10 protein-coding genes, 1 tRNA gene and 1 other RNA gene are annotated in these 11,647 nt (G+C 71.5%); 4 read left to right on the forward strand and 8 right to left on the reverse strand.

Annotated elements, in window-relative coordinates; genetic code table 11:
• Positions 1-47: 47 nt before the first annotated feature.
• From nuoF to OVA21_RS18585, 8 genes are all read right to left on the reverse strand, one after another.
• Complete coding sequence (gene nuoF, locus OVA21_RS18550) at positions 48-1,490, reverse strand: NADH-quinone oxidoreductase subunit NuoF (RefSeq protein ID WP_096906208.1); 1,443 nt, start codon at positions 1,488-1,490, stop codon at positions 48-50.
• A 1-nt stretch (position 1,491) separates the two neighbouring features.
• A complete protein-coding gene (gene nuoE / locus OVA21_RS18555) occupies positions 1,492-2,322 on the reverse strand; it encodes an NADH-quinone oxidoreductase subunit NuoE (protein WP_082923811.1) in 831 nt (276 codons plus the stop codon).
• Positions 2,319-3,671 carry an NADH dehydrogenase (quinone) subunit D gene (nuoD, locus tag OVA21_RS18560; RefSeq protein ID WP_096906207.1) on the reverse strand — a complete coding sequence of 451 codons (1,353 nt, stop codon included), beginning with the start codon at positions 3,669-3,671 and terminating at the stop codon, positions 2,319-2,321. Before nuoD ends, nuoE begins: the two co-directional genes overlap by 4 nt.
• A complete protein-coding gene (locus tag OVA21_RS18565) occupies positions 3,668-4,315 on the reverse strand; it encodes an NADH-quinone oxidoreductase subunit C (protein WP_254050682.1) in 648 nt (215 codons plus the stop codon). Before OVA21_RS18565 ends, nuoD begins: the two co-directional genes overlap by 4 nt.
• Positions 4,316-4,443: 128 nt before the next feature.
• A complete protein-coding gene (locus OVA21_RS18570) occupies positions 4,444-4,998 on the reverse strand; it encodes a NuoB/complex I 20 kDa subunit family protein (RefSeq protein ID WP_096906205.1) in 555 nt (184 codons plus the stop codon).
• Between the two features lie 27 nt (positions 4,999-5,025).
• Positions 5,026-5,385 carry an NADH-quinone oxidoreductase subunit A gene (locus OVA21_RS18575; RefSeq protein WP_067714630.1) on the reverse strand — a complete coding sequence of 120 codons (360 nt, stop codon included), beginning with the start codon at positions 5,383-5,385 and terminating at the stop codon, positions 5,026-5,028.
• Between the two features lie 251 nt (positions 5,386-5,636).
• Positions 5,637-6,056 (reverse strand): Rv3143 family two-component system response regulator, encoded by a 420-nt coding sequence (locus OVA21_RS18580; protein ID WP_067714627.1) that lies wholly within the window; start codon positions 6,054-6,056, stop codon positions 5,637-5,639.
• A 119-nt stretch (positions 6,057-6,175) separates the two neighbouring features.
• Positions 6,176-6,263, reverse strand: a tRNA-Ser gene (locus tag OVA21_RS18585).
• A gap of 164 nt (positions 6,264-6,427) precedes the next feature.
• On the opposite strand from OVA21_RS18585, the gene ffs reads away from it, so the two are divergent.
• The 4 genes from ffs to OVA21_RS18605 all read left to right on the forward strand — a co-directional run bounded on the left by ffs (position 6,428) and on the right by OVA21_RS18605 (position 11,641).
• Positions 6,428-6,522, forward strand: an RNA gene (ffs, locus tag OVA21_RS18590) — signal recognition particle sRNA small type.
• A gap of 59 nt (positions 6,523-6,581) precedes the next feature.
• Complete coding sequence (locus OVA21_RS18595; RefSeq protein ID WP_268093066.1) at positions 6,582-7,856, forward strand: aminotransferase class I/II-fold pyridoxal phosphate-dependent enzyme; 1,275 nt, start codon at positions 6,582-6,584, stop codon at positions 7,854-7,856.
• 526 nt (positions 7,857-8,382) lie between these two features.
• Positions 8,383-11,157: a DNA polymerase III subunit gamma and tau gene (locus OVA21_RS18600; protein ID WP_268093067.1), complete on the forward strand. Its 2,775-nt coding sequence runs from the start codon at positions 8,383-8,385 to the stop codon at positions 11,155-11,157.
• Positions 11,158-11,305: 148 nt separating this feature from the next.
• Positions 11,306-11,641: a YbaB/EbfC family nucleoid-associated protein gene (locus OVA21_RS18605; protein WP_067714618.1), complete on the forward strand. Its 336-nt coding sequence runs from the start codon at positions 11,306-11,308 to the stop codon at positions 11,639-11,641.
• The last annotated feature ends 6 nt before the right edge of the window (positions 11,642-11,647 follow it).

Here is an 11,647-nt window from a genome sequence, read left to right on the forward strand (position 1 = left end):
CTGGTCGGGACCGCGGGCGTCGCGGGGGACACCTGACCGGGCGGAGGTCATCGGGCCACCTCCTCGGGTCGTGTGGGATCCGGTCGTGTGGGGTCCGGTCGAGTGGCCGGCCGCACGGGCGGACGCCGGGAGCCGGCGCCCGCACGGTCGGTCCGGTCGAAGAGGGTGGAGCGGCTGTGGTCGAACGGGCAGCCATCCGGGATGTGCGCGAGGTACTCGTCGCGGAAGAGCGCGATTGACGAGATGATGGGGGTCGCGGCGGCGTCGCCGAGGGCGCAGAACGACTTGCCGGCGACGTTGTCGGAGATGTCGAGCAGTCGGTCCAGATCGTCGGCGGTGGCGGTGCCGTCCTCGAGTCGGTGCATGATCTGCTCCAGCCAGAACGTGCCCTCGCGGCAGGGGGTGCACTTGCCGCACGACTCGTGGGCGTAGAACTCCGTCCACCGCAGCACCGCTCGCACGACGCAGGTGGTGTCGTCGAAGATCTGCAGCGCCTTGGTGCCGAGCATGGTGCCCTCGGCGGCGCAGCCCTCGTAGTCGAGCGGCATGTCGAGATGGGCGTCGGTGAGCAGCGGGGTCGAAGAACCACCGGGGGTCCAGAACTTGAGGGTGTGGCCCTGGCGGATCCCGCCGGCCAGGTCGAGTAGCTCGCGCAGGGTGATGCCCAGCGGGGCCTCGTACTGGCCGGGCCGGGTGACGTGCCCGGACAGTGAGTACAGGGTGAAGCCGGGGGACTTCTCCGAGCCCATCGAGCGGAACCACTCGGGCCCGTGCTGGAGGATCGACGGGACGCTGGCGATGGACTCGACGTTGTTCACCACCGTCGGACAGGCGTAGAGGCCGGCGACGGCGGGGAACGGCGGCCGCAGTCTGGGTTGGCCGCGGCGTCCCTCGAGCGAGTCGAGCAGGGCGGTCTCCTCGCCGCAGATGTAGGCGCCGGCGCCGGCGTGGACGATCAGCTCGAGGTCGACGCCGCTTCCGAGGATGTCGCGGCCGAGGTACCCGGCCTCGTAGGCCTCGGCGACCGCCACCTGCAGGCGGCGCAGGACGGGCACCACCTCACCGCGCAGATAGATGAACGCGTGCGAGGCGCGGATGGCGTACGCGGCGATGATGATGCCCTCGATGAGCACGTGCGGGGTGGCCAGCATGAGCGGCATGTCCTTGCAGGTGCCGGGCTCGGACTCGTCCGCGTTGACCACCAGGTAGTGGGGCTTGGCGGCCGCGGAGGCCTGCGTGCCCGGGCCGGAGTCGGAGCCGTCGGCCGACTCGCCGGTCTCCTGCGGGATGAAGCCCCACTTGCGGCCGGTGGGGAACCCGGCGCCGCCACGGCCGCGTAGGCCGGCGTCGAGGACGGTGGAGATGACCTCGTCCGGTCCGGTGGCCAGGGCGTTGCGCAGGCCCGTGTAGCCGTCGTGGTCCAGGTAGGTCTCGAGCGTCCAGCTGTCGGGGGCGTCCCAGTAGCGGCTGAGGTACGGCGCGAGCGGCATGTCAGGCCTCCTCGTCCGGTGTGGTGGTGGTCGGCTCGGTGGTGGCCGGCTCGGTTGAGGGGAGCTCAGTGGACTCGTCCGGCCCCGCGGGGGCGCGCATGTCGTGTTCGCGGGCGATCCGCAGCCCGACCAGGGTCGCGTCGCCGGGGGCGCCGTCGTTCGCGCCGGGGCGGGTGTCGGGGAAACCGGCGAGGAGGCGGGAGGTCTCGCGGAACGTGCACAACGGCGCGCCCCGGGTCGGGGTCACCGTCCGGCCGGCCCGCAGGTCGTCCACGACCTGCCGGGCGGAGGCGGGGGTCTGGTCGTCGAAGAACTCCCAGTTGACCATCATCACCGGGGCGTAGTCGCAGGCCGCGTTGCACTCGATGCGCTCGAGCGTCACCCGGCCGTCGTCGGTGGTACCGGGCCCGTCGAGCCCCAGGTGGTCATGCAGGTCGGCGTAGATCTCGTCGCCGCCCATCACCGCGCACAGTGTGTTTGTGCACACCCCGACCAGGTAGTCGCCCGTGGGCGTGCGTCGGTACATCGAGTAGAACGTGGCGACGGCCATGACCTCGGCGGAGGTGAGTCCGACGGCGAGGGCACAGAACTCGATGCCGGCGGGCGTGAGGTGCCCGTCCTCGGCCTGGACGAGGTGCAGGAGTGGCAGCAACGCCGACCGGGCCTGCGGATAGCGGGCGATGATCACCTCGGCGTCGGCCCGCAGTCTCGCCAGGACGTCGTCGGGGTAGTGCCGGCGGGCGTCGGGCCGGACGATCGCCCCCGGCTCGTCCGGCTGCTGCCCGAACTGCAGGAAGACCGGTTCGCGACTCGTCGACTCCATGCTGCTCATCGGTCCACCCCTCCCATCACGGGGTCGATGCTGGCGACCGAGGCGATGACGTCGGAAAGCATCCCGCCCTCGCACATCGCGGCCACGGCCTGCAGGTTGGTGAACGACGGGTCGCGGTAGTGCACCCGGTACGGGCGGGTCCCGCCGTCGGAGACCATGTGCACCCCCAGTTCGCCGCGGGGGGACTCCACCGGCACGTACACCTGACCCGGCGGGACCGGAAAGCCCTCGGTGACCAGCTTGAAGTGGTGGATCAGCGCCTCCATGGAGCTGTCCATGATCTTGCGGATGTGCTCGGCGGAGTTGCCGAGCCCGTCTGGTCCCACCTTGAGCTGGGCGGGCCAGGCGATCTTGGGGTCGTCGACCATCACGGGTCCCGGTTCGAGCCGGTCCAGGCACTGCTCGACGATCTTCAGTGACTCCTTCATCTCCTCGACACGGATGACGAACCGGTCGTAGCAGTCGCTCGCCGAGCCGGTGATGACGTCGAACTCGTAGTCCTCGTATCCGCAGTACGGGTCGGACCGGCGCACGTCGTGGGGCAGTCCTGTGGCCCGCAGGACCGGGCCGGTCACGCCGAGGGCCATGCACCCGGTGAGATCGAGGTAGCCGACGTCCTGCAGCCGCATCTTCCAGATGGGGTTCTCGCGCAGCAGGAGTTCCATCTCGCGGATCCGCCCGGGCATCACCTCGAGAAGTTCGCGCACCTTGGGCACCGCGTCGTCGGGCAGGTCCTGGACCACGCCGCCGGGCCGGACGTAGGCGTGGTTCATCCGCAGGCCGGTGATGACCTCGAAGACGTCCAACACCAGCTCGCGCTCGCGGAACCCGAAGAGCATCGGGGTGCTCGCCCCCAATTCCAGGGCACCGGTCGCCAGGGCCACCATGTGCGAGGAGATGCGGTTGAGCTCCATGAGCATCACCCGGATGACCGACGCCCTCGGCGGGATCCGGTCGGAGATCCCGAGTAGCTTCTCCACGCCCAGGCAGAAGGCGACCTCGTTGGAGAACGGCGCCAGGTAGTCCATGCGGGTGACGAAGGTGACGCCCTGGGTCCAGTAGCGGTATTCCAGGTTCTTCTCGATGCCGGTGTGCAGGTAACCGATCCCGCACTGGGCCTTGGTGACGGTCTCGCCCTCGATCTCGAGGATCAGCCGCAGCACCCCGTGCGTGGACGGGTGCTGCGGGCCCATGTTCACCACGATGCGGTCGTCGTCGGCGTTGCGCGCGGCCTCACTGATCGCGTCCCAGTCCTGCCCGGAGGCGGTGAGGATCGTGTCGGAGTCCGCGGCGCGGTCGGCACGGGCCGAGCGGCCCGAGCGCCTCGCCCGGGTGCGATCGGCAGTCATGAGTACGCCCTCCGCTGATCCGGCGGCGGGATGGTCGCGCCCTTGTATTGCACCGGGATCCCGCCCAGCGGGTAGTCCTTGCGCTGCGGATGGCCCTCCCAGTCGTCCGGCATCTCGATCCGCGTCAGCGACGGGTGGCCGTCGAAGAGGACGCCGAAGAAGTCGTACGTCTCCCGCTCGTGCCAGTCCGTCGTGGGGTACACGCGGGTCAGCGTGGGGATGTGCGGGTCCGCGTCCGGGGCCGACGTTTCGAGCATCACGCGGCGGTTGTGGGTGATCGACTGCAGCGGGTACACCACGTGCAGCTCCCGGCCGGTGGCGTCGGGGTAGTGCACCCCGCTCGCGCCCAACGACATCTCGAACCGCAGGTCGGGGGCGTCTCGGAGGGTCAGGGCCACCGCCGGTAGGTGCTCCCGCTCCACGTGCAGGGTGAGTTGCCCGCAGTGGACCACGACCTTCTCGACGGCCTCCTGAAAACTCGGCCCACCCCGCTGGTGCAGGGCCGCGGTGAGCGCGCGGATGACCTCGTCGTCGTCGTCCTCATAGGGCGGTGGGGTAGTACCGGGCATCTCCTTGGGGCGCACGAGGCCCCCGAACCCGGTGGTGTCCCCGGAGCCGCGGACGCCGAACATGCCGTGGCGCACGCCGACGACGCCCGACTCACTGCGGTCGGGCCCCGCGCCGTCGTGGGGGTCGGCGGTGACGGGGTGGCCGGCGGCGTCCGTGCGGTCGGGTGCGTCGGGAGCCTGGTCGCGATCGGGGGTCGTGTCGGTCACCGGAACATCCCCTCGACGGGGATGAGCGGACGCTGGTCGAGCGCGGCCTGCTCCGCGGCACGGATCGCCTCGGCCCGGTTCGCGCCCAGCGGCATGTCCTGGATCTTGTCGTGCAGCGTGATGATCGCGTGCATGAGCATCTCCGGCCGCGGCGGACATCCGGGCAGGTAGATGTCGACGGGCACGATGTGGTCGACGCCCTGCACGATCGCGTAGTTGTTGAACATCCCGCCCGACGACGCGCACACGCCCATCGACAGGACCCACTTGGGCTCGGCCATCTGGTCGTACACCTGCCGCAGGACCGGGGCCATCTTCTGCGAGACCCGGCCCGCGACGATCATGAGATCGGCCTGTCGGGGGGACGCGCGGAAGACCTCCGTGCCGAATCGGGCCAGGTCGTAGCGGCCGCCGCTCGTGGACATCATTTCGATCGCGCAGCACGCCAGACCGAACGTCGCCGGCCACAGCGAGCCCTTGCGCATGTAGCCCGCCAGTTGCTCGACCGTGGTCAGCAGGAAGCCGGCCGGCACCTTCTCCTCGAGTCCCATCTCGGCGCTCCTCTCCGACTCTCCGGGTCAGTCCCAGCTCAGTCCGCCGCGGCGCCACTCGTAGGCGTAGGCGACGGAGACGTTGAACACGAACAGGGCCATCGCGGCCAGCCCGAACACGCCGAGCTGGTCGAAGTGGACGGCCCACGGGTAGAGGAAGAGGATCTCGATGCCGAAGATGATGAACAGCATCGCGGTGAGGTAGTACTTCACCGGGAAGCGGCCGCCGCCCGCCGGCTGCGGCGTGGGCTGGATGCCGCACTCGTAGGCCTCGAGCTTGGCGCGGTTGAACCGGCTGGGCCCGGCGAAGGAGGACACGCCCGAGGAGAAGACGGCGAAGGCGACGGCCAGGGCCCCGAGTACCAGGATGGGCACGTATTCGTTCACGTTGGCGTCACTCCTCGCGCTTGTGATGAGAAGCCGCCTGTAGGCGGGCCTCTACTGCAACCGCAGGGGGTTCGAGCGACCGGCGCTGATGGGGTCCGGTCGTCCGTCTCCCCGGCGGGCCGTTCACTGTGCGGCCCGCAACTGTGACTCTACTCACACTGTGTTGACGTGCGTCGGGGGTTCGGACAGATGGCGTCTCGGTCGTGCTCCGCGGGCGGGGGGAAGAGTGCGCGCGGCCGCGGGGGCCGGTGTCAGGCGGGGGCGAGGAGCCCGTTCACCGCGTCGCGCAGGCGCAGCGGGTCGATCGGGTGGGGGACCGACGCGTCCGCGCGGGACCAGTCGGCGAGCCAGCGGTCGTCCGCCCGGCCGATGAGGACGAGCACCGGCGGGCAGCGGTCGAGCTCGTCCCGCAGCTGCTTGGCCAGGCCGAGTCCGCCGGTGGGCGTCGCCTCGCCGTCGAGGATCGCCAGGTCGACCCCGCCCGCGTCGAGGTGTTCGAGGGCGACCGGGGCCGTGGCGACCTCGAGGTACGTCAGCCGGGGCAGGTCCGGGTGCGGGCGGGTGCCGAGGGCGGACATCACGCGGCTGCGGGTGGCGGCGTCGTGGCTGTAGACGAGCACCCGCAGGGCGACGTCGTCGTCAACGGTCCGGCCGCCCGTGGTCTCGGTCACGATCGCGAGCCTACCGAGCGTGGGTGGTCGCGGGAGCGAGAGCGGGCCTCCGGTCGGCCCGGGCGTGGCTGAAATGAGCGACGCGGCCCGGGCTCGAGAGCTCCGGGCCGCGTCTGCGGCGGAGGATAGGGGATTTGAACCCCTGAGGGGCTATAAACCCCAACCCGCGTTCCAGGCGAGCGCCATAGGCCACTAGGCGAATCCTCCGTGGAGGAGAATACCCAGGACGCGCAAGCGGAGGCAAACCGCGGGGCCGAGCGGGCTCCGATCCGGGCCCGTAAGGCGGGTGGGGTGCAGCGCGGGAGGCGGGTGGGGTGCAGCGCGGGGGGCGGGTGGGGTGCGGCGCGGGAGGCGGGGCGGTTAGACTCGTCCGTGGACCCCGCGCGGCGTCCATCCTGTGAACTCCCCCAGGGCCGGAAGGCAGCAAGGGTCAGCGGGCTCTGGCGGGTGCGCGGGGTCCCCTTATGTCTTGGGACATGTCTTAGGGCACCAACACCGAAGTTGTCGATCCCGCCGGAGGCCACAGTGGCACTGTCCGATCTCCCCGCCGACGAACTCGCCCGACTCGAGTCGCAACTGGCCGCCGAGTACGACGCGCTGGCCGACAAGGGCCTGGCCCTGGACCTGACTCGCGGAAAGCCCTCGCCCGAACAGCTGGACCTGTCCGAGCGGCTGCTGTCGCTGCCGGGGGAGGGCGACCACGCGGCGGGTAAGACCGACGTCCGCAATTACGGCGGCGGGGCGGGACTGCCGGAACTGCGGTCGATCATCGCCGAGCTGCTCGGGGTGGAGACCGACCGCGTGATCGCCCAGGACAACGCGAGCCTGTCGATCATGTACGATCTGCTGACGTTCTCCATGCTCTTCGGCACGCCCGACTCCCAGCGTGCGTGGAAGGACGCGCCGGTCCTGCGCTGGCTGTGCCCGGTGCCCGGTTACGACCGCCACTTCAACATCACCGAGGCGCTGGGCATCGAGATGATCCCGGTGCCGCTGGGGCCGACCGGTCCGGACATGGACGAGGTCGAGCGTCTCGTGTCGAACGACCCGTCCATCAAGGGCATGTGGTGCGTCCCGATCTTCGCCAACCCGACCGGCGCGGTGTACGACGACCACACCGTGTCCCGGCTCGCGCGCATGGCGACCGCCGCCCCGGACTTCCGGATCGTCTGGGACAACGCCTACGTCGTCCACACCCTCACCGAGGATTTCCCCAAGGTCCCGGACGTGGACACGCTGGCCGCCGAGGCGGGGTACCCCAACCGCTTCTGGCAGGTGTGCTCGACCTCCAAGATCACCTTCGCCGGCGCGGGTGTGTCGTTCTTCTCCGCCTCGCGGGCCAATCTCGACTGGTACCTCGGCCACACCTCCGTGCGCTCCATCGGGCCGAACAAGGTCAACCAGCTCGCGCACGCCCGATTCTTCGGCGACGCCGACGGGGTACGCGCCCACATGCTCCGCCACCGCGAGGTCATCGCGCCGAAGTTCGAGGCCGCCGCCGCGGCCCTGGCCCACCGGCTCGGCGAGTACGACGTGGCCCGCTGGACCCGGCCCGAGGGTGGGTACTTCATCGACCTCGAGGTGGTCGACGGCACCGCCACCGAGACCGTCCGCCTGGCCAAGGAGGCCGGGGTGGCCCTCACGCCGGCCGGGTCCGCGTACCCGTACGGCAAGGATCCCGAGGATCGTCACATCCGTCTGGCGCCCACGCTCCCGCCGCTGGCCGAGGTCGAGACCGCCATGGATGTCGTGGGCCTGTGCGCTCTTCTCGCGGCCTGCCGGGGGGCGCTCGCCGACTGAGCGATCGCTCGGCTCGGGCGGCGTGTAACAACTGCGTCATCTGCGTTAACGGCGGCCATTAACGGATCGCGCTCCCGATCTCGCCTCCTCGTCCCCGGGAATCGACAGGTGACCAGCACGTCTGCCCGTCCGTGATCTCCGCCACATTCCCAAAGTGTGAATGTGTAAGTCCGTAGCTTAGGTAACCCTGTCACCTGCATGAATGTAGTTCGCCGGGCCTGTTGAGCAAGTGTCAATGCAAGTGCGGTCTTGTCCGGGCCGGGGCCGTCTGGTTGTATCGGAGTCGTCCGAGCTAGAGGGATGCGGACACCGGAGACAGCTGAGGGGCTGTGAGGGGCCGGTGTCCGATATCGGTTCGGGAACCGTGCTGCGGGGGTCTGAGGGGGCCCGATCCGCGCGCGAGGGACGTCGGGAGGGGCTGCGTATGACGCGGCCCCTCCGGTCATTTCGATCCATCCCGGATCACGCGTGATCGTCGTCGGAAGCGGAAGTCCTCGTCGTCGTACCCCCTGGGTACCCTCTAGGCGTGGCTCTCTATCGGAAGTACCGCCCCGCCTCCTTCGCGGAGGTCGTGGGCCAGGAGCACGTCACCGAACCGCTCTCGGTGGCGTTGTCCTCCGGTCGTATCAACCACGCCTACCTCTTCTCCGGCCCGCGCGGCTGCGGCAAGACCTCGTCCGCCCGCATCCTCGCGCGCTCGCTCAACTGCGTGCAGGGGCCCACCGCCGACCCGTGCGGCGAATGCGACTCGTGCGTGGCGCTCGCGCCCGGCGGCCACGGGACCCTCGACGTCACCGAGCTCGACGCGGCCAGCCACGGCGGTGTCGATGACACGCGTGATCTGCGCGAGCGGGCGTTCTTCGCGCCGGCGTCCTCGCGGTACCGGGTGCTCATCATCGACGAGGCCCACATGGTCACCAACGCGGGCTTCAACGCGCTGCTGAAGATCGTGGAGGAGCCGCCCGAGCACCTCATCTTCATCTTCGCCACCACCGAGCCGGAGAAGGTGTTGCCCACCATCCGCTCCCGCACGCACCACTACCCCTTCCGGCTGCTCACGCCCACGTCGATGCGCGGGCTGCTCGAGCGGATCTGCGAGCAGGAGGGTGTGCAGGTCGAGCCGACCGTGTTCCCCCTGGTCATCCGGTCCGGCGGGGGATCGCCGCGCGACACGCTCAGCGTGCTGGACCAGCTCATGGCCGGCGCCGGTGACGAGGGCATCACCTACCCGCGCGCGGTGAGCCTGCTGGGGGCGACCGAGGTCGCGCTCATCGACGACACGGTGGATTCGCTGGCCGCCGGCGACGGGGCCACGCTGTTCCGGACCGTCGACAAGGTGGTCGAGGCCGGGCACGACCCGCGCCGGTTCGCCGCCGATCTGCTGCAGCGGCTGCGCGATCTCATCATGGTGCAGTCCGTGCCGCAGGCGATCGAGCGTGGGCTCGTCGACGCGCCGGTCGAGCAGGCCGAGACCATGCGGCGTCAGGCCGAGAACATCGGGCCCGCCACTCTCGCCCGCTGCGCCGACATGGTGCACGAGGGGATGGGGTCGATGCGAGGGGCCACCTCTCCGCGGCTGTTGCTGGAGATCCTCTGCGCCAAGCTGCTCCTGCCCTCGGCGGACGACTCCATGATCGCGCTGCTGCAGCGTGTCGAGTCGCTCGAGTCGGGCGCCGTGCGGCCGGCCGCCGCGGCGGGTGCCGTCGGTGGCGGTGGATCCGCACCGGGAGGGTCGCCTCGGGGAGACGACGACGAGCCCCGCCCCGGCACCGCCGGCGGGCCGGGGCCGCAGGCTGCCGGCCAGGCCGAGGGGCGGCCCAAGTTCGTGCGCCGGTCGCAGCAGCAGGCCGCGCCCGCCGCAGAGCAGCCGGCGCCGCAGACCCCCGCGCCGGCGGGCCAGGGTGCGCCCCCGGCTGCGGCTCCGGCTGCAGCTGCGCCTTCAACTCCGCCTCCGACTCCGACGCCGGCTTCGACTCCGACTCCGCCTCAGGCGTCCGCGCCAGAGCCGCCGCACGCCGCCGCCGAACCCGCGCCGAGCCGACCCGCCGCGCCGACTGCGCCCGCAGCGCCGACTGGGACCGAAGCGCCGAACGAGCCCGCCGTGGCAGACGACCCCGCCGCCCCGGCCGTGCCCGCCGGGTCCGTCGCGGAGCAGATCGCGGCGAACCAGATTCCCGAGTCGGAGTCCTCGCAGCACGCTCAGTCGCGGCAGTCGGCACAGCCCCCGCAGTCGGCCCAGCCGCCGACCTCCGAGCAGCAACCCGTAGGTGACGTACTGCCCGGGCCGGCATCCGAGCCCGCCGCAGGTCCCGACGCGCCGACCGCCGCGCCGTCCGCTCCCGCCGCACCCGCCGCTCATCCCGGCACGGCGACCACAGCGCCAGCCGCCGAAGCGGGCGCTCCGGAGCCTGCGCAGGAAGCCTCGGCCGGCGCAGACGCGACTCCTGCCGTCGCATCGGCCCCGCCCCCGCCCGCGCCCGCACCCGCGCCGGCGCAGACCGACGACCCGTGGCGCGAGCAACCCGCGGCGGCGACCGAGCCGTCCGCGACCGAGCAGTCCGCACCCGTGCCGCCAGCATCGGTTCCGGAGCAGGCGTCGTCCGGGCCGGACCCGGAGCCGCAGCCCGAGGCGGCGTCCGCGCTCGCGGCTGGCGCACCCGGCATCGAGGCCGAGGACATCCGCCGGGCCTGGCCCGCCATCCGCGACGCCGTCCGCGCCCGCACCCGCACCGTGGAGGTCATGCTCGCCGGCGCGACGGTCGCCGGGGTGGACGGCCGGGTGATCCACCTGGTGCACGACTACGCGCCGCTGGCCAAGCGCCTCTCGCAGCCGCACAACGCCACCGCCATCACCGACTCGATCACCGAGGTCGTGGGCGGCGACTGGACCATCCGCTGCACGTCGGGCTCCGCGTCCGCGGCAGCCGGGGACGCCGCGGCTCCCGCCGACGCGTCGCCTCCAGCACCCGGACGGGGATCCGCCGCGGGCCCTACTGACGCCCCCGGCGCGCCCCAGCAGGGCGAGCCGCGGGGCTGGGAGCGTCGCCTGCGCGGGGCGGACGCGGGGCAGGGCCAGGGCGGCGGTCGCTCGGGCGGCGGGTACGACGACATCCCGCCGCCGCCCGAGGAACCGGAGCCGGAACCGGGCGAGCCCAACAGCCCGCCCCCGCAGCCGGTCAGCGAGGAGGAGATGGTGGACGAGGCCCGCAGTGGCCCCCAGAACCTCGACCACCGGACCGGTGAGGACATCGCGTTGGCCCTGCTCAAGGAGCACCTGGGGGCCCGCCCGCTCGAGCGCTGACCCACCCGCCCCGCCGCGCGCCGGGGCACGGTGTCCTACCGGACGGTTACGCTGGGAACCGACCGACCGGGGCCGCCCCGGCAGGGTCAGGCCTGAACACCAGCCATGAACTCAGCACTGCCCCGCACACCGCCGAAAGGACCCCGCCATGCAGCCCGGACCCGACATGAACGCCCTGCTCCAGCAGGCACAGCAGATGCAGGCCCAGCTCGCCGAGGCGCAGCAGGAGATCGCCGCGAGCACCGTCGACGGTCAGGCAGGCGGCGGACTCGTCACCGTCTCCATGCGCGGCACCGGTGAGGTCACCGGCGTCACGATCGACCCGAAGGTCGTCGACCCCGAGGACATCGAGACGCTGCAGGACCTCCTCGTCGGCGCGTTCGGCGATGCCCACACCAAGGTGCAGGAGCTCGCCGAGTCCCGGCTCGGCCCGCTGGCCTCCGGTGGCGGCCTCGGCGACATGATGGGCGGACTGGGAATGTGAGCCTGC

The sequence above is a fragment of the Dietzia sp. SL131 genome (genome assembly GCF_026672565.1).
Taxonomy (GTDB): Bacteria; Actinomycetota; Actinomycetes; order Mycobacteriales; family Mycobacteriaceae; genus Dietzia; species Dietzia kunjamensis.

What these genes read in the sequence shown, in the direction of transcription:
- nuoF (WP_096906208.1), bottom strand. Translation starts at nt 1,490, where the DNA reads ATGCCGCTCGCGCCGTACCTCAGCCGCTACTGGGACGCCCCCGACAGC.
- nuoE (WP_082923811.1), bottom strand. Translation starts at nt 2,322, where the DNA reads ATGAGCAGCATGGAGTCGACGAGTCGCGAACCGGTCTTCCTGCAGTTC.
- nuoD (WP_096906207.1), bottom strand. Translation starts at nt 3,671, where the DNA reads ATGACTGCCGATCGCACCCGGGCGAGGCGCTCGGGCCGCTCGGCCCGT.
- OVA21_RS18570 (WP_096906205.1), bottom strand. Translation starts at nt 4,998, where the DNA reads ATGGGACTCGAGGAGAAGGTGCCGGCCGGCTTCCTGCTGACCACGGTC.
- OVA21_RS18605 (WP_067714618.1), top strand. Translation starts at nt 11,306, where the DNA reads ATGCAGCCCGGACCCGACATGAACGCCCTGCTCCAGCAGGCACAGCAG.